At 59.5% G+C, this 24,055-nt stretch carries 11 protein-coding genes; 7 read left to right on the top strand and 4 right to left on the bottom strand.

What is annotated here, in order from left to right:
* Nucleotides 1-241: 241 nt before the first annotated feature.
* The 6 genes from BGE01nite_RS12275 to BGE01nite_RS12255 all read left to right on the top strand — a co-directional run bounded on the left by BGE01nite_RS12275 (nucleotide 242) and on the right by BGE01nite_RS12255 (nucleotide 18,568).
* The gene (locus BGE01nite_RS12275) at nucleotides 242-1,996 is read left to right on the top strand and encodes a heparinase II/III domain-containing protein (RefSeq protein WP_170266750.1); all 1,755 of its coding nucleotides are present in this window, start codon (nucleotides 242-244) and stop codon (nucleotides 1,994-1,996) included.
* 69 nt (nucleotides 1,997-2,065) lie between these two features.
* Entirely contained in the window at nucleotides 2,066-3,421 is a 1,356-nt protein-coding gene (locus BGE01nite_RS12270; RefSeq protein ID WP_146850756.1) for a serine/threonine protein kinase, read from the top strand.
* A gap of 1,020 nt (nucleotides 3,422-4,441) precedes the next feature.
* Nucleotides 4,442-12,235 carry an Ig-like domain-containing protein gene (locus tag BGE01nite_RS12265; RefSeq protein WP_146850755.1) on the top strand — a complete coding sequence of 2,598 codons (7,794 nt, stop codon included), beginning with the start codon at nucleotides 4,442-4,444 and terminating at the stop codon, nucleotides 12,233-12,235.
* A gap of 4 nt (nucleotides 12,236-12,239) precedes the next feature.
* Nucleotides 12,240-13,229 carry a carboxypeptidase-like regulatory domain-containing protein gene (locus BGE01nite_RS12260; protein WP_146850754.1) on the top strand — a complete coding sequence of 330 codons (990 nt, stop codon included), beginning with the start codon at nucleotides 12,240-12,242 and terminating at the stop codon, nucleotides 13,227-13,229.
* 303 nt (nucleotides 13,230-13,532) lie between these two features.
* Nucleotides 13,533-14,216, top strand: a complete 684-nt coding sequence (locus tag BGE01nite_RS28975; RefSeq protein WP_170266749.1) for a hypothetical protein — start codon at nucleotides 13,533-13,535, stop codon at nucleotides 14,214-14,216.
* Nucleotides 14,192-18,568 carry a S8 family serine peptidase gene (locus tag BGE01nite_RS12255; protein WP_246145716.1) on the top strand — a complete coding sequence of 1,459 codons (4,377 nt, stop codon included), beginning with the start codon at nucleotides 14,192-14,194 and terminating at the stop codon, nucleotides 18,566-18,568. The genes BGE01nite_RS28975 and BGE01nite_RS12255 overlap by 25 nt, the downstream gene beginning before the upstream one ends.
* Before the next feature lie 62 nt (nucleotides 18,569-18,630).
* Here the strand turns inward: BGE01nite_RS12255 and BGE01nite_RS12250 are convergent, their stop codons facing one another.
* The 3 genes from BGE01nite_RS12250 to BGE01nite_RS12240 all read right to left on the bottom strand — a co-directional run bounded on the left by BGE01nite_RS12250 (nucleotide 18,631) and on the right by BGE01nite_RS12240 (nucleotide 20,857).
* Nucleotides 18,631-19,524: a sugar phosphate isomerase/epimerase family protein gene (locus BGE01nite_RS12250; RefSeq protein WP_146850752.1), complete on the bottom strand. Its 894-nt coding sequence runs from the start codon at nucleotides 19,522-19,524 to the stop codon at nucleotides 18,631-18,633.
* Nucleotides 19,525-19,600: 76 nt separating this feature from the next.
* Complete coding sequence (locus BGE01nite_RS12245) at nucleotides 19,601-20,272, bottom strand: class I SAM-dependent methyltransferase (protein WP_146850751.1); 672 nt, start codon at nucleotides 20,270-20,272, stop codon at nucleotides 19,601-19,603.
* A 66-nt stretch (nucleotides 20,273-20,338) separates the two neighbouring features.
* On the bottom strand, nucleotides 20,339-20,857 hold the full coding sequence (locus BGE01nite_RS12240) for a peroxiredoxin family protein (RefSeq protein WP_170266747.1): 519 nt from the start codon (nucleotides 20,855-20,857) through the stop codon (nucleotides 20,339-20,341).
* Nucleotides 20,858-20,941: 84 nt separating this feature from the next.
* Here BGE01nite_RS12240 and BGE01nite_RS12235 point away from each other — a divergent pair, with 84 nt between their 5' ends.
* A complete protein-coding gene (locus BGE01nite_RS12235) occupies nucleotides 20,942-21,859 on the top strand; it encodes a DUF4886 domain-containing protein (protein WP_146850749.1) in 918 nt (305 codons plus the stop codon).
* 16 nt (nucleotides 21,860-21,875) lie between these two features.
* Here the strand turns inward: BGE01nite_RS12235 and BGE01nite_RS12230 are convergent, their stop codons facing one another.
* Nucleotides 21,876-23,954 carry a G8 domain-containing protein gene (locus BGE01nite_RS12230; protein ID WP_146850748.1) on the bottom strand — a complete coding sequence of 693 codons (2,079 nt, stop codon included), beginning with the start codon at nucleotides 23,952-23,954 and terminating at the stop codon, nucleotides 21,876-21,878.
* Between the last annotated feature and the right edge of the window lie 101 nt (nucleotides 23,955-24,055).

Raw genomic sequence — 24,055 nt, 5'->3', positions numbered from 1 at the left:
GTGGAGATCTGTGCTCTCCGTTTCGGGTAGTGGTGTGCTTGAATTCTCAGGGTTGAGGTCGTGAGTGGCGGTTCTGAGAGAGGCCAGCCTTGCCACGGGGGGCGCGCCATGCTTACAGAGGGGGATGTCGCGTTTTGCATGGTATGTCCATCGGCTCCGGGCTATGAGTCCCGGGGAGGTGGTGCACCGGATGGCTGCGCGATGGCGGCAACGAGGTCTGAAGGGCTTCCTGCGCCGGGTGATGGTATTTGAGCCAGGGCCGGTGGATGATAAGGTGCCGAGGCTGCCGGACCGCGCGACGGCTCCTGTGCCGCTGCGGATCCAGCTTTCCGCAGATGCGAAGAACCTCATCCTCGGGAGCTGGCGGCTGTTTGGCTGGAAGGATGTGGAGGTGGGCGCGCCGCCCTGCTGGCACCGGGATCCGGTGTGCGGGGTGGTGATCTCCCATGATCGTCCGGCGGACAAGATCGACTACCGCCGCCTGCCGGATGGTGCGGATGCGCGGAGCATCTGGGAGATCAACCGCTGGGCGGAGATGACACGGCTGGCGATGCATGGCTGGCTGAATGACGATGCGAACGCGATCCGCACGGCGCAGCTCTGGCTGGAGGACTGGACCGAGCGGAACCCGGCGGGGATCGGCATCAACTGGACGAGCCCGCTGGAGGCGGCGCTGCGGCTGATCAATTTCACCTGGTTTGATGCGATCGTGTCCGCGTGGTCGACAGAGCAGGCGGTGCGCGGCCGGACGCTGCGTGACCACCAGACGATGCTGCGGAAGCGGATCGTGCCGGTGCATGCGGCGTGGGTCTGGCGCCACCGGTCCACAGGATCATCGGCGAACAATCATTTGTTAGGTGAGCTGGCGGCGCTGGTGGTGGCGGTGTCACGCTGGCCTGGCGTGGCAAAGGTTTCCTGCAGCGCGGACACGGCGTGGGATCTGCTGGGGCGCGAGGTGCTGCGGCAGTTCGCGCCGGATGGCGGCTCGTATGAGCAGGCGCTGCACTATCACGCCTTCGCCCTGGACCTGGCCTGGCAGGCCGCGCGTGCGGTGGGCTGCAAGGCAGGTGAGGTGCATCAGAGGCTGGCTTTGGCGGCGCGGTTTCTACTGGCGCTGGGGCATGGCACTGAGCCGTGGGATTTCGGTGATAGTGATGACGCCGCCGTGGTGCCGCTGACGCTGAGCCGTGACCAGGCCGCGGAGGAGACACGCGCCTGGCTGCTGGGAGAGGACTGCCCGCTGCGCTGGTGGATGGGGGATCCGCCGGTGATCACCATGAACATCCCCACGGCGGGACTGACGGTGCATGAGTGGCAGCCTTTCCCAACTTCTGGTTATGCCGGGCTGAGATCTCACGGCTGGGCGGCGCGGCTGGATGCCTCTCCCCTCGGACTCGGGTCACTGGCGGCGCACGGTCATGGAGATGCACTGCATGTGTCTGTGTGGGACGGGCCGCACGCGCTGCTGATCGATCCGGGCACAGGCGGGTATCATGGTCATGCGGAACTGCGTACGGAGCTGGCGGCGTGGAAGGCGCACAATGGTCCGCTGCCGGATCCGGCGGGGTTCAAGACACCGCGGAGGATCGGGCCGTTTCTGCAGATCCAGCATCACCCGGTGCCAAAAATGATCGTGGAGGGCAGCACGGCCATGGCGCGCTTTGAGCATGAGGGCTACAAGTTTCAGCGGCAGGTGCGGCGCCATGAGGATCATCTGGAGATCCGTGACACGGAAGACTACCGGAAGCCTTTCTCCGTGACGTGGACGCTGCCGCCGGGCACGGAGGTCAAGGCGCTGCCTTCGGCCACGGACACAAGTTTCATCCTGACCCGTGCAGGCAAGTCCTGGCTCATGAGCTTGCAGGTGGCGGACGCGAAGATCAGCGTGGAAGAGCGGCGGGTTTCGCCGGCCTATGCGCGGATCGAAACGGCAAAGGTGATAATGGTCCGCCAGATCAAGGCGGGGCTGGCGACGAAGATTCAGCGTTTGGGCTGATCTTGTCCCTACTCGACTCTTGCACAAACGCGCATCCGCAGTTCTCATGGGCGCGCTCGTGCTCCCGTGATGCATTCTGATCTGTTTCATCCTGAAAAACTGCTGGCCGCAGGACCCTCCGCGAAAATCTATCGCGGAGTGGAAACGGCGACGGGACGAAAGGTGCTGATCAAGGTGATGCTGGAGGATCATGAGAGCTCCTACCCGCTGGATCGTGAGCGGCTTCAGCTCCTGGCGCATTCGCTGCTGCATGTGCGGCATCCGCAGATCGCGGGGCTGATCACACTGCTGCCCACGGAGGAGGAGTTTGCGCTCGTGTATGAGTTTGTGCCGGGGATCAGCGGCCGTGCGCTGCCCACAGAGAAACGCCTCTCCGCTGCCGACGTGCGCGCACTGGCGGTGCAGTTGCTGCACGCGATGATGGTGGGAGAGCACATGCGGCTGCCGCATGGTGACCTGAAGCCGAGCAATCTGATCGTGGCGGATCACCCGGGCGGCGGACTTTTCCTGCAGGTGCAGGACTGGGGCATCTCCATGGCCAGGGCGCATCCCACCCCGGAGACCATGTGGTTCGCGGCACCAGAGCGGCTGCATGGAGCACCCCCGAGCTCGCAGTCTGATCTTTTCTCCGCAGCGGCCAGCCTCTTTTACCTCACCACGGGCACAGCACCGGCACAGGGCAGCACGCCTGAGGAGATTCTGGCTGACTGGGCGCACTTTGACGCGCGCGGATCCATGTATGCCGTGCGGCCGGACATGGATCAGCCTCTGGCCGACTGGCTGGCCTGGCTGCTGCAGCGGGATCCAGGGCACCGACCGCACTCCGTGGGGCATGCGCTGGATGTGCTGATGCGCACCATGCAGACGGGTTTCATTTACCAGCCGGCACCAGCGCCCCAGATGGCACCGGGAGCGGTCACGGCTCCGCTGGTGGCAGGTGGTCAGCCAAATGCGGCCATGCCGCGTGCACCCGCACCCAGGCCGCCCCAGCAGGCAGCCCCGGCCGCGCCAGCCCCTGCGGCACCGAAGCAGCCTCAGGCCACGGGACCCATCGGCAAACCACAGGCGACGGGCTCTTTGACGAAGCCGCTGCCCGGGGGACCGAAACTGCCCGGCGCCACGACGGCCGCGCTGCGGCCCGCCAAAAAAGCCTCCGATGAAACGGGTGCGGCGGACGCCGCGCCTGCCGTGCCGAAGAAGCCGATCTTTACCAAGAGGGGGGTGATCGCCATCGTGCTGAATCTGGCGGCGCTGATCTTTGTGCTGTGGTTCTTCCATGTCTTTGAGAGCGCTGCTCCAGAGGAGGCGAAAGGGGGTGAGGCGGCTGAATCGTCGGCGGCTCCGGCTGCGGCCACACCTGCCCCCGCGAAGAAGAACGAGGCCACGCCCGCCGCGGTGGAGAAGTCGGGCGCCAAGAAGAAATGAGGTGAAGTGGGGCGCTGCGTTGCGTTGCGCTGTCCAACGAGTGCGCTTGAGCTGGATCCGCCTTGATCCACTTGGATCATCTGGGGCGTAAGCTGGTTCACCAGCATGAGGGGCCTCCCGCGAACCAAACCAACCTGGATCCACTCGGATTCAGCCGGATTGCCCTCCTGGAGAACCACGGTCAACAACCGTCAACCCCTGCAAACAAGGCATTATCCGAAGCATTCGGCGAAGATCGAACCGTAAACGGCCTCCACCACGCCCCCAGGTCGGATCTGGTCGGATTGAGCCGGATCGCCCTTCTGACAAACCACGGTAAACAATGCATTCTCCGAAGCCTTCTGCGAAGGATGAACCGTAAACGGCTCCCTCCAACTGCCCCAGGTCGGATCCGCTCGGATCCAGCCGGATCGACTCTTCTGACAAACCACGGTAAACAATCGCAAACAATCGCAAACCACTGCAAACGGCTCCCTCCACCGCCCCAGGTCGGATCCACTCGGATCCAGCCGGATCGGCCCTTCTGGAAAACTACTGTAAACAATCGTCAACCACAGTAAACAATGCATTCTCCGAAGCATTCTGCGAAGGACGAACCGTCAACGGCTCCCGTTTGCCAGGCATCATCGCGCATAACAAAAGATGGATTCATAAGAAGACTGAAGTGAGGCGCCGATTAAAAAAATGGGCTCCCCCATCATCCACCACCTCTTCCCCCCATCCAACGGACCCAAGCGGACCCTTTGGACACCGTGAATCCGAGTACGAACTGCCATTCCAGTGAGGTTGCATCCTGATCCTCCCTCAAATCCGCCAAGTTCGAAAACAGTCCTTTTGCCCTTTTCAAAAAGCGGTCACAGCGAGCCTCCATCCCCTTCGATTTAAATGAAAATTCGCCAGAAGAGCGCGATTGTTCGTTTAGGTGGCAAAGACTCTTTGTTAGTCATTTGATTATTCGTCAGGATTGACATCTTGTAGCGTATATAACTACAAAGGTGGGTTCATCGGAAAATCTGCCTTATGCGTTCACGCCTTCTTCCTTGGTGCCGTTCCTGGTCTCGCCGCGCCTACTTCCTGCATGGGCTGCTTATCGCCCAGCTCATTCTCATGCCCTTTCCGCCGAATTCGCACGCGGTCTGGATTGAGGTGGATACTGATGGAGACGGGATCATGGATTCCGGCTATGATGACGGAAACCCGCCTCCTGGGGATCCTCCGCCCGAGACCCCACCGCCGACCGGAGACTCAGATGGAGACGGTCTTTCCGATGCCGATGAAGCGGCGGCGGGAAGCGACCCCTACAATCCAGACTCGGACGGAGACGGCATCACAGACGCCGACGAGGTCAACCAGACAGGGTCCGACCCCACCACCACTGACAGTGATGGGGACGGCATCTCCGATTATAACGAACAGTATGGTAACGGCTCCGTGGACGAGGATGAGGATGGCCCAGGTGAGACGCCCTACGATCATGATGGCGATGGCATCCCTGATCCCGTGGACCCCGACCCAACCTCTCCCGAAAACGATCCGGACAGCGATGGTGACGGCGTGCCAGATTCCCAGGACAGCGATCCCTCTAATCCCGGCGTCTGGAATGATGCCAATGGCAACGGCATTAATGACGATGCCGAAAACCAGAACAGTGATGTGGATGGCGATGGTGTCTCCAATGACACCGATTCCCATCCTGGCGATCCGGCGCTCTACAACGACTGGAACTACAATGGCATCAACGACCCTGATGAAGACTGGGATGGCGATGGCGTGAGCAATCTTCAGGACTCCCACCCCAACTCCAACGTCTTGTGGTGTGATTGGAATAACAATGGCATCAATGACGACACCGAGGCCAACCTGGGCGATGATGACGGGGACAACGTGCCTAACAACACGGACTCTCATCCCTTCAACAGTGGCCTTTGGGAAGACTGGAATAACAATGGTTGCAACGACAGCACCGAGGGTAACAATGCCGATGGCGACCCGGTTCCAGACTACCTGGATTCCGACCCCAATGATTTCAATCTGTGGGAGGACTGGAACCGCAACGGTACCAATGACAGCCAGGAGTCCACCAATCCTGACCGCGACAACGACCTGATGCCTAACGAAAATGATTCTGATCCAGACAACAGTTCCCTTTGGAATGACTGGAACCGTAACGGCATCAATGATGAACTGGAGGTTCAGCAGGACGGGGATGGGGATGGCTACTACAACACCATCGACTCAGATCCGGGCGACTCCAGCCTCTGGAACGACTGGAACCGCAACGGTATCAACGATGATCAGGAGCAGACCACCCAGGATGGCGATGGAGACGGCTATGCTAACGAGAACGACTCCGACCCGGGCAATATGTATCTATGGGAAGACTGGAACCACAATGGCTATAACGACAGCGTCGAGGCCAATTATCTGGATGATGATGGTGATGGTCATCCAAACGCCTTTGACACTCATCCTTCCGACTCTCTTCTTTGGAATGACCACAACGGAAATGGCATCAACGACGAGAGTGAAGTCATCATCACAGACAGCGACGGAGACGGTTATGCCGATGAGCTCGATACACATCCTCAGGACGCTTCCCTCTGGAATGACCACAACAACAATGCGGTGAACGATGATCTCGAGGCTCCGTCAGACAGTGATGGCGATGGCGTTGTCGATGCTGAGGATGAATTTCCTTACGACCTGGACAACGACTCACTCAGCGATGCCGACGAACTGGCACGCGGCACAAATCCTGCTTCAAATGACAGTGACAGTGATGGGCTTCGTGATGGTGAGGAAATCTATCAGGCAACAGACCCGCTGAATGTGGATACGGACGGTGATGGATTGACGGATTATGAAGAGATTTATGCCTACTTCACCGATCCGCTGACACCTAACCCGATTGAGAACGCTGGAGGTGGATCAGCCGCAGGAGGTTCTCAGCCTGTCCCGGGACCCGAGATAGCTGTGGAGGAATCTTTGGGAGGAATTGCTGGCTCTAATTTCTTCATCCAGGACGGGGCGACCGCCACCTTCCCCAGCATCAGCATGAAGGCGGACAAAAGTGATCTTAAAAAGACGTTCACCATCCACAACACCGGCACCGAGGATCTCACTTTGAGTGTAACTTTGGACGGAGCAAACAAGACTCAGTTTACTGTCGGTCCCCTGTCCACCACCTCCCTGGAAGCAGGAGCAGAGACGACCTTGACCGTGAATTTCAAGGCAACTGCGTCGGCAGGAACGAGTGTCACCGCCGCCATCCACATCACGAGCAACGACGCTGATGAGCCGGTATTCGATGTGACTTTGAAAAGCATCTCGGGGATGTGGTACACGAACCGGACACACTTCTTTGCTGACTTGACCGACGCGAATCACAACGGCATTCCTGATCGTGTTGATGACATGTACAAGCCGTTGGTAGTGACACGGGATGGTGATCTCGATGCGGACGGAGTGAGCAACTTTCAAGAGTACCTCAATGGGACTGATCTTCGCGGCAACCCCTCGACCACCCTGGCCGACAATCACGACGTGGACTTTGACGGACTGACCAACATCACTGAGGAAAACTGGTCAAAGCTTTATCCAGGCCGACTCAACAAATACAAGTTTAGTGATGCCTTTGAGGACCCTGATGAGGACGGTGTGTTGACCGTTGAAGAACTTCGCGGTTTCTGGGGGCGGCCGATAGCCGATCCCGCGGGTTTCTTCACCGACCCCTTTCTTACCACCAGCGGGCCTACAACCCAATACGCCACCGGCACCTACAGCAGAACCTCCATCAAGACGGCCCCAGCTTCATTGTCAGATCCTAAGCTGGAGTGGACTTGGCGCAAACGTGCGGAGAACTACAGGCTGTGGATGGACGACGGTCTCCTCCGCCTTGCCCGCCATGAAGTCAGAGATCCTTCGACGGGCGTTCGCCCGAACGCCGCGTCCTTCTTTGCCATCGTCTACCTGAATCCCCCTTCCACCTCGAATCCGAACACAACCTCCCACGTACCTGGTTTTGACCATCTTCCTTCAGGCTACGTGAGCTGGTTGCGTAGCAAAGGGGTGACCCAGCTTCCTGCGGCTCCGCCCCTGGCTGGAATTGTTCCTGCACCCGACGCTGCATCCCAGGTGATTCTCGCGAACTTGCGCTCCCGGCTGCCGTTGACCGGCGACGTGGATGGCGATGAAGCGCCCAATGACTGGGAGGCAGGTTACCATAAGCATGATCTTGACTGGCGGGATCCCATGGATGCCTCACTTGCCAAGGCGCGGGAGGGTGTGGCTGGCTATGTCTCGGGGCTGACTCTCAGCCCTCCGGAAAGATTGGAGCTTAGCAGACTGGAAAACAGTGGCCAAAGCATTGTGGCGACTCTGCAGCAGAGACTGAACTTGTCTGCCTTGACCCAGTCAAACGCGCAGAACAATTTGGTGAATGAGTATCCGCTGCTGATTCCGAAACCTTCCATAACCCTCGGTATGCCGCCCAACCCGTTGACCACGGTGTGGGAGACCAGGCGGGCCACCTGGCGCGCTGAGTTCATCGAGTATCATCTGTGGACGATGCTGAAACGGATTGATCCCGACCACGATGGGCTGATGAACAAGGACGAATGGCGTCTGCACTTAAATCCGGGTGTGGCGGATTATGCGCCGACAGGAAGTCGTGATTCCGATGGAGACAGCTTCACGGATGCGGAGGAAGTGGCCGCAGGCACGAACTCTCGTGATGCCTCCAAGTATCCCGCTTTCACCCTGCATGTTATCAGCGGGAACAGCCAGTCGGTGCATCTGCACAAGCAGCTCGCTCAACCGCTTGTGGTGGAGGCGCGCAGCCTTGGTGGGGTCAAAGCAGGTCTGAGACTGGCCGTCACTACCAGCCTGAACAACAATCATGTGCTGCTTGCCACCGGGACGAGTGTCTCCCCGGATGCGTGGAAACTCAAGACGCTGGAGGTTGTCACAGATTCCTCCGGACGGGCCGTGATCCAGTTGAAGGCTCCTCACATCCCCAACACGGCGGCTACTCTGGCTCTCACGACCACCGTTACGGCTTCCCTCAAGCCCACTATCAAGGTCACTTTCAGCACCTCCGTAACCCGACCTCCTCCACCGGGTCCGGGGCTTCAACCCGATTCCGATGGAGACGGCATGGACGACGGATGGGAAACTCAGTATGCATTGAACAAGTATAGTGCATTGGATGCCGATGTCTCCCCGCTGCATTACGAATACCATCGGGACACACCTTTCGCCCTGCTGCCGGCGCAGGTGGCAGCCGATCTTCGTTCAGCGAAAGATGCCCGGGGCATGGTGAAGCCGTTTCCTGCGGTTTACGTGGCAACTCCCCACATCACGCAGCAGCAGTGGAACATGTTCTCAAAAATTGACCCGGATCACGATGGTGTCTGCAATCTGGACGAGTTCCGCAATACCAAAAATCCGAAAGAGGCTAACAAACTATACATCGAAAATTTGGATTTTGACGGGGATGGATTCTCGGATGTCGAGGAGGCGAGAGAGGGGACGGACATCTTCTCCAGTGCCAGCAAGCCTGTGCTGAAGTTCAAGCTGGTTTCCGGAGGCGGGCAAGTGACCGGCCCGGGGCAGGAACTGAGAAGCCGCGTGACGGTCAATGCGCGGATCGGCCAAAGGGCGGTGTTGGTGCACATTTCAGCAGGAGGCTCGGGCCAGGTGCGCGCGACCACTACTGGGGCTCCCTGGGTGAGTGAGCTGGATCTGATGACGAATGGTGCCGGAAACGTGGTGTTTCATGTCAAGGCACCCACCGAGCTGGGACCACGCGCCATAATGATCAACAGCGCTGCTGGCAGCGCCACGCTGAGTGTGCCCTACAAGGTGGAGAACAGCGGTGGTGGTGTCATTGTCACCCCCAATCCAACGAACCCTGGATCACTGCCCACTCTGCCCTCTCTGGGCACGGTGAACCGGCCGTTCCCGCAAGCTCCCAAGATTGTGGCCTACAGATCATCGGTCAGGGGATTCGCCGAGGCCAATCCCATCTCACTCAGCGGATTTTATTTCCAGGACCCGCCTGTCGGACGCTATGCCGCCCGGAAGATCGAAGAGCAAGAATCCGAGCAGTGGACGGTCAGCAAGACCGAAAACAGCAAGGACGACGTGACCGAGGCAACGATGGTTTCGTCCAGCACGACGAGTTATTCCCGCCAGCATCACTCCTCCGCCGAGCATCGAATGACAAATCCAGTCCTATGGCCAACGATGACGGGCAACACATCCGCCAGCGGGTTGGTCACGGAGTACGATGCTCAAACCAGCACGGTCTACAGTGCCTTTGGCACCTCGGTCAGCACGGCTCCGCGTGCAACGGGGCAGCCAAAAACCCAGAGCATGTTCTCCAATACCTATTCATCCGAAGAAGGTCCAGCGGGCCCGATCAATAGCACGGGACATTCGTACAGGTACACAGAGACGAAATCCAGCAGTTCTCCCCCGGTGATCACGGTGAGCGAATCAGACAACTACAGTCCTGAGCTGGACTCGATCAGCTGGATCTGGGATGAGCCAGGAATTGACTGGAGCCCTTCCACCTCCTCGCAAACACAGACCGCAACGGCCTTCCAGCCTCCTCAAACAGGGGGCGATGGCAAGACAACACTTATATCTGGGTCGAGATCCACAAGCGCCAGCTATGAATACGTGGACCCGATCACGCCGGGGCAAATCTACTCAGGTATGCTGACCGATCTTGGACAGCAGGACTGGGGGGAATGGGAGCGTGTGGAGCTGGCCCAGTTTGCGGCGGAGTCCACAAGCTCCAAAGGCGACGCCACGGCGTCCGGCCTGATCACCAAGTGGCGCTTGAGTTATGAGCTGCCGGAGGGCACCAATGCGGCTGACTATGATGATGAGGTGGTGGCGGTGACGGCGAGGAAAACACTTCCAAGCGGGGAGTATTCATTTACCTATGAATTTGTTAAGCTGAAGCCTGGCCAAGATAGCGCCGTCTACAGCTGCGATGCAACCGACGTGCCGGGAAGCACAATCTTCACCCGTGCAAACCGACTGATGGCGGACCTCGCTGTGGATGCTGATCGCGATGGGGTGATCAATAGCGGCGAGTACGCCTCCCAGGAAAAGCCATTTAGATTTTGGGTCAACAACGACGACGATCCCAACACGCTTCATGAGGATATTGAGGATGCCATGCGCGAAAACGAAGCAATGGTGCCTCTATGGCCTGACTGGCGGAACTCCCCGACACTTGGCACAATTGACGGGGTTCGAGACTTGGAAGATTTTACAAGAATCCATCTCACCTTGCCTTCGGATGTATTGCAAAAAGCCGCATCTGGCGAGGCGAAGATCGGGTTTAAATGGGAAGGAGGGAGTTCCCCTCGTATTAGAATGTACAAAGCTGCCGATCCGAACGGAGGGCTGGATTACTTGAGCAACCCTCAGAAAGCTAATGAGCAAGTAACAGGAGATTTTTACCATTCAATCGCAGATGTGGCGGGAGAGCAGACTGTCTATCTACCAGCCTCATACTGGCAAAGCACCCTCACTCAATCGGCGAATAAGCGATGCTTTCTATTTGAGGGCTGTGTAGAGGGACAAGCGAAGTTGTGCACCGTTGTCAAGATAGACTCCAACCCGGAGATTGTCGTCCCGGGTCCCTGGATTAGGGTCATGGATGTGCGAAGAATGTTCGAGCGTGCCAGAGTCTGTGAACCTTACGCAGAGCCGGACGATGTTCCCGATTCATGGGTGACCGGAGACGACCTTCAGCCATCGTTGACCTCCAGGGCGGATCCTGGTGATTTCCCTCCGGATCGTGATCCTGATGAAACCAAGACTTATATTGTTCACGTCCACGGCTGGCGAATGGAGTATGATGAAACTCAAACTTGGGGCCAAACAACGTTCAAAAGACTTTGGCACCAAGGGTTTAAGGGACGGTTTGCAGCCTTTCGATGGCCTACTTTTAGCGCAGAGACTGATCCATTTGCGGGGATGAATCCCACAAACGGACGTCTCACTTATAACGATAGCGAATACCGCGCCTGGCTCTCTGGCAAAGCTCTTGCGGACTACGTTAACTCCCTTTCAACAGACTATACCAAGTGTTTGATGGCTCACAGCATGGGTAATGTGGTATCAGGCTCTGCTTTCAGAGAGGGTATGTCCAACGTGTCAAGATATGCCATGTTCAATGCAGCTATGGCCCACATGGCCTATGGAACAACCATCCGAGAGTTCGGAGACCGTTCCACACCTGATACTGCTAGCGACACTGAGACCAACAGCCTTGGGTTGCGTAGTGTTTTCAATCCAATGGCGACGACCGCGATCAATTTCTTTCTAACGGAGGACTTCGCCATGGGAGCGTGGGAATTCAACCACACGATCAATAAACCGGAAGTTCTTACCTCCAATAGTTGGTCATATCTACCTGAGTTTCCTTATTTGGGAGACAGTGTATGGGCGTCTATAGTGGCACCGCCGAATATGCCAGCTGCTGGTAACAGGATGTGGCATAACTTGCAGTACAGAATTATAGACTCCCCCGGAGAACCGCTCAACGCTGAACTCACAGGTGGACGACGAGTAAACAAATTGGCGGAAGCAATGGCCTATATCGTTCAAACTCGCTCAAAGCCTGCTGGCAACACGTACTTTACGGCGGGGAGCGTCGCCTATTCAGAGCCGATGGACATTTATAGTTTTGGTGATGAACATAGCGCGGAATGGGTCTACTCGATCCAACTGACTTCTCGCGTCTACGCAAGGCTGCTCAAGCAGTTTGGCATAATGGCTGTTCCCAATTGATTTTATGAAAAAGGCTCTCATTGCTTTAGCGCTCATCGCAATTGCTTCTTTGCTGTATTGGGTTGGCCCCAAGCCAGCACCTCTCGCTGCCAGCGAAAATGATGTCGCTATACCGGTAAGACCGCCTGCCGAGTTGGTGTCCCCGTCGCCCAACAAGCCATCGTCCCCTCGCTCCGAATTGCCCTCCAACGTGCGCATGGCGGTAGCTTTTGCGACGCCGATTACATTTTATGGGCGAGTCATTGATCAGCATGGCACCCCTGTGGCGAATGCAACTGTTGCGGGGTCGGCGACTGCTACGCTGGGTAGTACCACCAAGGTAGCGACAAAGACCGATGATGCGGGCAACTTTACTCTGCAATCGAAGGGAATACGTTTGTTCGTTAGTGTCAATAGGCCGGGGTTTATCCACCTATTCCCGGGGCAAAAAAGCGGGATGTTTTCAGAACGTGGATTTAGTTATGTCGCAGGTGTCGGCGATGGAATTCACGAACCTGATCCTTCTAGGCCGATTGTCTTCTACCTTTACAAGCCCGGACCTAGCGAAGCTCTGGTACATTTGAAGGCCAAGCCCCGGCAGTTGAAACGAACTGGAGAGCCAATCGAGGTTGCGCTTGACCAAGATCACGGGGCAAACCACAAAATATGGTTATCCTGTAAAAGTGCAGAGAGCAAAACAGCCGACGGTCGGTTCTCTTGGCGCTTTGAAGTTCGTGCCGTTTCCGGCAAGATTCAGCAGCGAGCCGGAAATCTTGACTTTGAAGCTCCATCGGTTGGTTACGCGCTAAGCGATATAGTGGACATGGACCAAGCCATTGCACGGCCTCAATGGGTTGATTCTACTAGGCGATCATATTTCGTGCATTTTGACGACGATACTTACGCGCGGGTCGACGTCGAAATGATTGCCTTTGGTGATTACTTTGTAGAGGTAGAAGGCTACTATAATCCAAAGACAGGCTCACGAAACTTGGAGGCCCATTCCTCGCCTTGAGGAGATGAAATGAAACGGGGCCAGTGTGCAAAACCTTGACAGTTTTCATGGCTCGGAAAAACGCCACGCACCGGGAACCCGATCGATCCGGGCTATTTGTCGGCGAGAGGCCAGGAATCCCCCAGTCCTAATTCACGCCAGCCTCAGACCCACCTCAAACGCAGGCGGGGCCGCCGTAAGCCACTGGTTTTGAGGGTTTGCCATTGCCGGGGAGGGGGCTTCGGGTGTAAAACAGCTTCAACAAACCACACCCCCGTTTGTCTGACTACCACGGCCCCCCCGCCGTGATTCCCCTCCACGTTAATGAAACGCCTGTTCCATGGCTTGATCGGGCTGGCGACGCTCGCCGCGCTGCTGGGATGGCTCATGGGACGGGGAGAGGGCGGTCGAGTGCCGCTGGCAGCCGCTGAAAGGTTGTCTGTTTCCCAGGTGTCACCGGTGCCCAGAGTCATGTCGGCGTCCATGTCCGCCCAAAAGTCAGCCCTGCCCTCCGAGGGGCGTGAGATCGTGGACAAGTTCGCGAAAGCCGAGGTCCTGGCCAGCCAGCAGACGGAGGTCAAGACGGCGTCCGGGGAGAAGCTGCTTCGCCGCGTGCGCCTGGTGCGGGACGAGTCGTTCAAGTATCCCGTGCTGCGGGTGGAGGATGAGATCGTGCGCACGCCGCAGGGAGACCGCCTGGTCAGGCAAAACGCGATGGTGGGTGATCATGTGATGGTGAAGCTGCGGAACCCGAAAATGCCCGAGGCGGAACTGCTGAAGGTCCTCGGAGATGGTGGCGCCAGCGTGCGGAAGCGGATGCCGGCCTCCGGACTCTGGCTGGTGGCTTTTGCAGAGCCGAAGACGGACACGGTGCCGCGTGCGATCTCGCGCCTTTCCAAGCTGGAGGAACATGTGCTGGTGGTGGAGCCGGATCACATCATGACGGCGCAGGCGGCGGCAACAACAGCACCGGCGTGGGCGGTGTGTGCTGGCAGATCTCTTTGTTAGGCCTGAAGTTCCTCGACTCCAGCGGCAATGGCTTTGAGTCTGATGGCGCGGAGGCGATATCTTACGCGACGGACCTGGGGGTGACGATGACCTCGAACTCCTACACGGGCACGACCTACACCCAGGCGATGAAGGATGCCATCGACGAGGCGCATGAGCAGGGCATCCTGTTTGTGGCAGCGTCCGGGAACAACTCGCTGGATGTGGACCAGTATCCTGCGTATCCCGCCGCGTATGACAGCGTGAACATCCTCTCCGTGACCGCCACGACGCGCACGGACGGCCTCGCCTCCTTCTCCAACTTTGGCGCCACCAAGGTGGATCTGGCAGCTCCTGGAAATGAGATCTACAGCACGCTTCCCGGCGGCACCTATGGCTCTAAAGACGGCACCTCCATGGCGGCACCGTACGTGACAGGCGCTTGCGCCCTGTTGAAGAGCTACAAGCCAGCTTTGACACACTTGCAGTTACGCGAGCTGGTGATGAACACCGTGAACCCGCTGGCTTCCCTGACCGGCAAATGTGTGACGGGAGGCCGCCTGAACGTTTACAACGCCATGCTGGCCAGCAATGACATCCTGGTCACGCCGACGAATCACCTGAGCGCGGCCGGGCCTGTGGGCGGCCCCTTCACGCCGGCGGCGCAGATCCTCACGCTGACGAACAACAGCAATGTCCCGCGGCCCTGGACACTGGGCTCCAACCGCACCTGGGTCACCCTCTCAGCCACCAGCGGCACGCTGGCGGCCGGTGCGAACGCGCAGGTCACGGTGACGCTCAACAGCAGTGCGAATCTGCTGCTGGCCGCCACGCATGTCGCCACGCTGACCTTGACCAGCACGTCCTCCAATCGTGTGCAGACACGCATGCAATACCTGGAGGTGAACGCGCCGCCGGTTTTTAGCACGAACCTGGACACGGACCCGGGCTGGATACGCGGAGGTGAGTGGGCTCATGGCACGCCGACCGGCCAGGGCGGGCAGAGCTTTGGCAATCCAGATCCGACCTCGGGAGCCACGGGCACCAAGGTCTTCGGCATCAACCTGAACGGCGACTACGCCGTGGCCAGCAGCAATCCGCAATATTTGTTCGCGGGACCTTTCAGCATCAGCGGAAAACATGGAGCGAAGCTGCGCTACCAGCGCTGGCTGAACGCCGACTTCCAGCCGTGGGTGGTCACCAGCGTGGAGGTCTCCACGAACGGGTCCACCTGGAATGTGGCCTGGCAGAATAACATCAGCACGCCGCGTGACAGTGCGTGGACGTTTGTGGAGCATAACCTGGCCTCTCTGACAGACGGGCAGAGCCAGATGTGGATCCGCTGGAAGCATGAGGTGACCACCTCGGATGCCTATCCGCAGTCAGGCTGGAACATTGATGACATCGAGCTGAGTGCCGTGCCTGACAAGCAGCTGCGTCTGCTGGTGCCGGCCACGATGACGGAAGGTGTGGCGCCGGGATCGTCATCCGTCACGGTGGCACCGGCGCCGACCTCCAACCTGGTGATCACACTGACCTCTGACCGGCCGGGCGAGGAGGTGCAGTTTCCCACCACGGTCACGATTCTGGCCGGGCAGACCGAGGTGAACTTTTCCACTGTCCTGCCCATCAACGACACGCGGATCGACGGGACCCAGACCGTGACCCTGACCGCAAGCGCGTCCACCTGGCCGGGCTCCAGCGCCACGGTTCGTGTGAATGACAATGAGACGACGAACATGACGCTGACGCTGCCTGCCAGCGTGACGGAGGGTGGTGCTGCCATCTCCAATCAAGCGCGTGTCAGCCTGCCTGCCGCCGCAGGGGTGCCCATCACGATCAACCTCAGTTCCAATGATGTCACGGAGCTGGTGGTGCCGGCCACGGTGACGATCCCTCAGGGCCAGACGCAGGCCTTCTTCACGCTGACGATGCCGGAAGACACACTTTTGGATGGGCCGCAGAGCGTGACGGTCACGGCCACTGTGACTGGCTGGCCTGCGGCGAATGCCAGCACCCAGGTGCTGGACAATGAATCCCGGCAGCTTTCCGTCGCGCTGATCTCACCCACTCTGGAGAGCGTGGGCACGGTGCCGGGAGGTGTGGTCACGGTGCCAGGCACGCTGGTCAGTCCGCTGACGGTCACCCTGGTCTCCAGTGACACCACGGAACTGCAGGTGCCGGCGACGCTGGTGATGGCGGCAGGCACGAGCTCGGCCAGCTTTGACCTGACGATGGTGGATGATGCCTTGGTCGACGGTGACCAGACGGTCATCGTCACCGCGAGCGCGGCAGGCTATTCCTCAGGCCAGCTCGGCATGACGGTGGCGGATGATGAGCAGCCTGCGGCCCCGCAAAATCCTTCCCCCGCGCACCTGAACTCACCCACTCATCCGGAGAGTGATCTGGCGTGGAGCTACCATCCTGCCACCGGTGGAGTGCCGCAGAGTTATGAGGTGCTTTTCGGCACCGAAGTGGTGCCAGTGGAGCTGATCGGCACCGTGACATCTCCAGCACTGGTGCTGCCCAGGCTGGAGCCGGGAGTGACGTACTACTGGAAGGTGATCTCACACCTCGGTGCCCAGACGCGCTCCGGACCCGTCTGGAGCTTCACGGTGGCTCCGGTGGGTGATCTGCACCACTTCACCTGGTCCAGTGTGCCGGAGGTGGCTGCGCGCGGCACCAGCTTTGTCAGCCGTGTCACCGCGCATGACGTTTGGGACAATGAGCTCCCCAATTTCACCGGCCAGGTGTCCCTCTCTGCCTGCGCGCAGCCGGTGCCCACCACCACGGGCACGGGAACCTATGGGTGGTTTTATCCTCTGGCCTGCCACTACCATGACGCTCGCATGCAGAGCATCTACACTCCTGCGGAGGTAGGGGCTGCGGGCGGGCTCGTCTCGCTGGCGCTGGACGTGACGAAGCTGCCCGGGCAGACGCTCAAAGACTTCACCATCCGGCTGAAGCACACCACGCGCACGTATTACCCGGTCACGGATCGTAACTGGGAAAGCAGCGGCTGGACCACGGTCTTCAGCGGTAATGTGTCCATCTCCACGCTCGGCTGGAACACCATCACCTTCGTCACGCCCTTTGACTACAACGGCACGAGCAACCTGATGGTCGACATCAGTTTCGACAACAACGACTTCTCAAGTGATGGCACCGTGCGCAGCACCATCACCACCCAGGACCGCACGCTGGCGCTTCGCTCAGACAGCTTCTATGGCGATCCCCTGACGTGGGCAGGCACCTCGCCGCCAGGCTCTTCCCATAATACGGTGCCCAATCTGCGCTTCACCCGCGCCGTTTCGGCGCTGCCCATGACTCCGGCGCTGAGTGGCACCTTCAGCCATGGGTCCTGGAGCGGCGGTGTGACTGTGCAAACTGTGGCCACAGATGCCTGGCTGAAAGCTGCGCACACCTCCAATCCGGCCCTGGGAGGCCTTTCATCTCCGCTGGACATCGTGGCCGTGAATGATGTGGTCCTGGCTGCCGAGCCTCTTTACACCGGCGGCACCAGCAACACGATCACGTGGAACTCCCTGGGTGCGGGCTATGAGTACGAATTGCAAAAGGCGTCGCTGAGCAATTTCAGCGACGCGGTCTCCACAGGCTTCGTCACGGACACGCAGCGGGGTTACAGCGGTCTGACGGACGGGCAGATCTATCATTACCGTGTGCGGTCCCGCAGCGCCGGCCTCACAGGCGTCTGGTCTGAGCCGCAGCGCTCCACGCAAGATGCCACTCCTCCGGATCTGCTGCTGACACCGGGAAGCGGCGGCGTGGTGCTGATGGACCATCTGACGCTGCAGGGCAGCGGCACGGACCCCAGCGGTGTCTCGTCGGTTTCTGTCAATGGCAGTGGTGTCTCCTCTGCCAATGCGTTTGCCGCCTGGACGCACAACGTCAGTGGCCTAACGAATGGTGTGACCAGTTTCACGATCTCCGCCAGCGACAACGCCGTGCCACCGAACACACGCAGCGAGCAGTGGAGCATCCTGCATCTGGCAGATCCTGAGTCAGACACGGATGGGAACGGCGTGGGCGGGCTTCTGCAGTATGCCTTCCATGCCCCGGGCATGTCCGGCCTCAGCATGCTGCCCCAGACGGGCGTGCAGACGGACGGCAGCACAGGGCAGCGGCACCTGACGTTGAGCTATCACCGCCTGATCTCGAATCCATCCGGCGTGCAGTATCATCTGGAGACCTCCAGCACGCTGGCCACCTGGCAGCCTGCGGGAGCGGAGGTCGAAGTGCTCAGCGTGGTGCCGACCGGCGACGGTGTGACGGAAACGGTGACCGTGCGTCTCGTTCCCGCCATGACGGGGGGCGGGGCGAAGTTTCTGCGACTCAGAGTCGAGGTGCCTTGAGGAAAGTGCCCGGAAGCATTGGAATGATAAAACCGGGAGCAGCGAACCGAGAACAACCCAACTCAAAGGTCCAGCACCTTGTCCATGCGGCGTGCCACGTCGGCGAGATAGTCCCAGTCTCCTGCCTTGACCTCGGCGGCAGCCCAGCCGGTGAAGTTGATCTTCGCCAGCTCAGCGCGCACAGCGGGCCAGTTGATGCTGCCTTCTCCGAGCGGTGTGTCGAAGCCTTTGCGCATGCCTTCCTTCATCGCCTTGTCCAGATGGTACTCCTTCACATCCAGCTTGCCGCTGCGTTTGCCCAGCACCTCCACCCAGTGCTCCGCGATGCCCCAGCGCATCTGGTTGCCAATGTCCAGATGCACACCGACCCAGGGACTGCCGACTTCGTCAATGAAACGGGCCATGTCATAGGCGCTGATGAGAAAGGTGTTCCAGACGTTCTCGATGAGCATCTTGATGCCCTGCTTCTCCGCGTGTGGCGCGGCGGCTTTCATGCGCGCCACGGACTCCTTCCAGGTCTGCCCGAGCGGTTGGTCTGCCGGATACGCCAGCACGACCAGCATGGAGTCTCCACCGAGTTTCTTCGTGAGGTCGATGCCTGCCTCCAGGCCCTCCGCGCGTCCGCCCACAGTGCCATCGATGATCAGGCCGCTCTCCTTGCTCGCCGTGATCCACTCCGCGGCATTCTCCTCTGTCACATGGCCGATCAGGCTGGGTTCAATGCCCTCATAGCCGCAGGTTCGCAGCTTTTTGAAAGCTTCCGTCAAACTCATGCCCTGGGCTGCCTTCTGCGCCATGCCCCACTTGAGAGACTTCCTGATCTTGCCGGTGAACTGGCCCGCGCTTGTGATGCGGGGAGACATGGTGGTGGCGACGGCGGCGGTGGTGGCTGTGCTCAGGAGGGCGCGGCGGTTCATCATGATCTCATGAACGTGCGCTTTGGCCGGATCGTTCATGCGGTGGCGCACATCATGTGAATCTTGTCACGCCTGTGACCCCGCCTTCGGGAATCCCCCCCTGAAGCTGTCGCGTCTAAGTAATGCTTTTGGTTAGGCGGCGGACGGCCATGAGACGATAACCTCCCAGTGGTGTGGCCTTGCACTGCCACTGCCAGTCCCGCTCATCCAGCCCCAGGCTGCGGGGCAGCTCATCATCCCTGAAGCCGGCGCGTATGCTCACCTGCATGTCAAACTGCGTGATGGGGTGAAGCTCCGCCAGCCAGCTGAAGAAGCACCCCATCACCGTGTGCATCCAGCGTCGCTCAGGCTCGGCTGCCAGGATGATCTGCGTCCTCGGCGGGACGCGCCTGCCGATCTCCCGAAGCTGTTCATCAGTGAAGTGATGAAGAAAGAGATTCGCGATCAGCACCTCGCTGTCCGGCAGCGGCTGCTGAAACAGGTCCCCCTGTGTCCACACCGCCTCACGCGGCCAGCTGGCGGGCTGGCCAGCCAGATCGAAAGCATGCAAGCACGATGCCTCGCAGATGCCTGCCTCCACGAACCGGCGTGAAAGCGCCCCATCACCCGCGCCGATCTCCGTGACCTTCCAGCCGGGCTGGTAGTGCTGCCGCAGCATGCTCTCCATCCAGCGGTGATTTCCCATCACCGCATTGACCAGCAGCAGATCTTCGCGCCCCGTGATGGCGTCCGGATGATCATCGGGATAGGTTTCGAGCAGCTCCTGCTGGAGGACACGGGTGCGCATGGGTGAACATGCCGTCCCTCATCGTGCGGAGTTGCGCTGTCAATCAAAGCCACTCGCCCGCTGGCATCAAGATTTGGGAGCCAGCTCAGCCACCTTTGCGCTCAGAGCTTCGAAGGAGAGTCGGTCGCTGTTGCTCTTGCCCACATGGCGGAACACCTCCTTGCCATCGGGTCCGATCAAGACGGTCGCTGGATAGTGAACAACCTGTCCGTGAAACTGATAGCCATCCGGAATGTCAAAGGCCTTGGCCAGCTTCGCGTTCGGATCGCGGTAGATGGGTTGCTTGGCCAGCTCCTCCGCAGGCAGCTTGGTGGCCCAGGCCTCGATCTCCTTGTCAGTGTCAGGCTTCAAAAAGACCTGGACCACATTGGGCAGGGTGGAGGCCTTTGTCATGTAGTCGCGCGTGTGGCGCAGGCACAGCGGACACTCGGTCTTGAGCAGGAAATGAATCGCCACAAACTTCCCACGTGCGTCCTTGAGGGTGAAACTGCTCTTGTCCGTGGCAGATTTGACGGTGAAATCTTCCGGAGGCGCGGCCAGAGCCGTGGTGGCGATGAACAGCAGGGTGGGGATGAGGTGTTTCATAAGCGTCCCGGCTGAGAGTCCAACTCGAAGCAAAAATTCCCGTCTTTTCACGTTCAGTGATGCTGCTCTTGTTGCACCCCCGTCATGAAATTCGCCCTCACGCTCTCCCTTTCCCTGCTTCTCCTCGTCTCTGCTCATGCTGGAGAGCCTAAAACCGTTCGCTTGCTGACTATTGGAAACAGCTTCTCCGCCAATGCCACGCGTCATCTTGGCGAACTCGCGAAAGCAGGCGGCCATACGTTGATTCATCGGCCTCTCGTGATCGGGGGCTCTTCCTTCCAGGTGCATGCGGAGAAAGCGCAGAAGCATGAGGCCGATCCCAAGGACAAGGCAGGAGTCTACGGCAGTGGTCTCGGATTGAAGGAAAGTCTTGCGGCGGACACCTGGGACTATGTGACCATCCAGCAGGCCAGCATCAAGAGTCACGACTTCAGCACCTATCAGCCTCATGCAGGATGGCTGCGTGACTACGTCTCCCAGCACGCGCCGAAGGCGAAGCTGCTGGTGCATGAGACCTGGGAATATCGGAAGGATGATCCACGCTTCACCAAGCCCTCCACCAAGGAAGGCGAGCCCAAGACGCAGGACGAGATGTACCAGGGCCTGCGCGCCTCCTATGACAAGCTCGCCGCGGAGTTCGGCGCGCGCATCATCCCCACCGGAGATGCCTTCCACATCGTGGACAATGACCCGGCCTGGGCCTACCAGACGGACACCGCCTTTGACCCGAAGAAAGCGAAGCAGCCGGAACTGCCGAACCAAAAGAACTCTCTGCACGTCGGCTGGCGCTGGTCGAAGTCCAAGACCAGTGACAAGATCGTGCTCGGCATGGACGGTCACCATGCGAACATGGCCGGCGAGTACCTCGGCGCCTGCGTTTGGTATGAAATCTTGTTCGGCGAGAGTGCGGTGGGAAACACCTTCGTGCCAAAAGGTCTCGATGCGAGCTTCGCCCGCTATCTGCAGGAGACCGCCCACAAGGCCGTGCAGGCCCGTCAGTGATCTGCCTGCGCGCGGATCAGGGAGACGTCATCGCAGTCGTGGTGGCCGGATTCATCGGCTGCCAGACTCCGCCCACCTGGCCCAGCGTGTGAGCGTGTGACTCCAGGTTTCCTGCCTTGTCCTGCGCTTTGCTTTGCAGCCGGGTCTTGGCGGCATCCGCCGGAATGACCACCTCCCATTCAGCAAAGTCACCGCGCTGCGCCTTCGCTTCGAGACCGTTCACCACGACCTGTTTGACTTCGCCATTGTCCGTCGCAGTGCCGCGCACCTTCCATGATCCGTCAGGCTGCGGGATCACGTGCGTGATGATGGTCTGCGGTGGATGATCATCCACAGGCTTGAGCTCTCCGGGATACTCCGCCGCCGTGGGCTGCTTGCCCACCGGTTGGAAATCTGGATTCACGGAGATGTCGTTGAGACGCACATCCCGGTAGGCATGCCGGTCATAGTTTGCGAACCACAGGGCATAGTGCGCATGATGCACATCGAGACCGTCGATCATCACGCTGGGTGGACGTGGATGCAGCGCCCAGTGCACGTCCCAGGCCTTGTAGCGGCGGATGACAAAAGGGTGCTCATTGTCAGGCCCCACGCCAGCCACCCCAGCCTTGGGTCCACGATCATTCGGGCTCCGTGGAGCGGTTCCGAAACCGCCGAAATTAAAGGCATGCCTGCGCTGGCAGTGCGCCTCGTTGTCGTCAAAGCGCACAAACGGCAGGGTGCGGATGTCGGTGGCCGTGCGTTTGCCGTCAGGCCCTGGCACCTGGAGTGTCAGTGAGAATTCAGGAGTGGCCGTGGCATCGAAGCGGTAGCCGTATTCATCGCATTCAGCAGCCACGTTGCGCGTGAAAGTGTTCAGGCTGTTTGCCCACCAGAAGCCAGCTCCTTCATTGTGATCAAAAGGCAGCACCTGCTGTGGCAGCGGCTTCCCGCCACAGGCCTGCACGGCCAGATTGTGGTCCAGCACATTGAAGACTTCCGTGCCGTCTTCCATGAAGAAGCCGTGGCCCACGCTTTGGTAGCCCACGCAGTCTCTCACCACCAGATAGTCCGTGCCGTGAATGGTGATCCAGCGATTGCCACTGTCCCAGATGCTGGCTCCGATGACGGAGGCACCGCGCATGGTGTCACGCGCCAGATGGAAATGCAGGCTGTAGCGTCCCAGCACACCTTCCTTTCCCAGATGCCTGAACTCCGCGTAGCTGATGGCACCGGAGGAATCCCGGTGATACATCGTGTGACCGCGTGCTTGTGCAGGATCCGCAGATTCGACCACGACATTGCGGCTTAGATTGGCCACCTCACCGCGATACCCATCCTGCGCGACATGCACATGATCGAGCGGCCGGTCCACGATCAGCGTCGTGCCCCGGATCTCCCGGATGATGCGCTCCTCGGTCTGGGTCAGATCACGCACGGTGGGCCGGAAGGTCTTCTCGTCCGTTTTGGTCTGCCGGGTGGTCGAGGTCAAGATGACGCGGTCGCCCGCGCGCCAGCCCGTCACCGGTTCGGCGAGAGAGATCTCAGTGTCACCTGTCTTGGTTGGAGACCCCAGTTTCACCCAGGTGTGGCTCATCGCCGCACCATGGAACTCCATGCGTCCGCCACAATCCACGACGGCTGGCAGGGACTCTTTGTCCATGCCCTCAAAGTACACCAGCCTGATCAGTGCTTTATGATCAGCGCCGATGGGTTTGTCGGCGGTGCCCACTTCGAGCGCGGGCTTCGGCTTTGTGGGGTCTGCCACGGGCAGGTGAGCGTCACAGTTGAAGCCTTCCTCGCTGGTGTCGTCACCCGGTTGGATCTTGATCAAGCCCACATCCAGTCGCGTGTCCCGGTCGCGTGCGAAAGTCAGTGTGCCACCCACATACACAGCACGCACCGCCTCTGTCGCGACGATGTCATACGTCACCGTGTGCCCGGGGCGGATCTGCACACTCGCCCCTGCGGATGGCAGCTTGCCACCAGCCCAGGTGGCCGCGTCAGACCACGGTCCGCTCTGTGCCGTCCGGACCAGTGGCCGAGGTTCTGCGGCATGCGCCAAGCCGCAGATGAGCACAAGCATGACGGCGTGGCAGAGCAAAAATGATCTCATAGAATGTTAGTCTGCTGCGGGAACGCGGACGAGGCCCGCCATTTGGCTTCGAATGAATGAAAAAGCTGTCATTTGGCGGAATGAAGGTGCAATCATAAGCA

The organism is Prosthecobacter gellanilyticus (assembly GCF_007992435.1).
Classification (GTDB): domain Bacteria; phylum Verrucomicrobiota; class Verrucomicrobiia; order Verrucomicrobiales; family Verrucomicrobiaceae; genus Prosthecobacter; species Prosthecobacter gellanilyticus.
The sequence above is the reverse complement of the archived record's forward strand: the minus strand, read 5'-3'. Positions and strand labels throughout refer to the sequence as shown.

Coding starts and splice junctions, on each gene's coding strand:
- BGE01nite_RS12235 (WP_146850749.1), top strand. CDS start 20,942: ATGAAATTCGCCCTCACGCTCTCCCTTTCCCTGCTTCTCCTCGTCTCT.
- BGE01nite_RS12275 (WP_170266750.1), top strand. CDS start 242: ATGGTATTTGAGCCAGGGCCGGTGGATGATAAGGTGCCGAGGCTGCCG.
- BGE01nite_RS12250 (WP_146850752.1), bottom strand. CDS start 19,524: ATGAACGATCCGGCCAAAGCGCACGTTCATGAGATCATGATGAACCGC.
- BGE01nite_RS12245 (WP_146850751.1), bottom strand. CDS start 20,272: ATGCGCACCCGTGTCCTCCAGCAGGAGCTGCTCGAAACCTATCCCGAT.
- BGE01nite_RS12270 (WP_146850756.1), top strand. CDS start 2,066: ATGCATTCTGATCTGTTTCATCCTGAAAAACTGCTGGCCGCAGGACCC.
- BGE01nite_RS12260 (WP_146850754.1), top strand. CDS start 12,240: ATGAAAAAGGCTCTCATTGCTTTAGCGCTCATCGCAATTGCTTCTTTG.
- BGE01nite_RS12265 (WP_146850755.1), top strand. CDS start 4,442: ATGCGTTCACGCCTTCTTCCTTGGTGCCGTTCCTGGTCTCGCCGCGCC.
- BGE01nite_RS28975 (WP_170266749.1), top strand. CDS start 13,533: ATGAAACGCCTGTTCCATGGCTTGATCGGGCTGGCGACGCTCGCCGCG.
- BGE01nite_RS12230 (WP_146850748.1), bottom strand. CDS start 23,954: ATGAGATCATTTTTGCTCTGCCACGCCGTCATGCTTGTGCTCATCTGC.
- BGE01nite_RS12240 (WP_170266747.1), bottom strand. CDS start 20,857: ATGAAACACCTCATCCCCACCCTGCTGTTCATCGCCACCACGGCTCTG.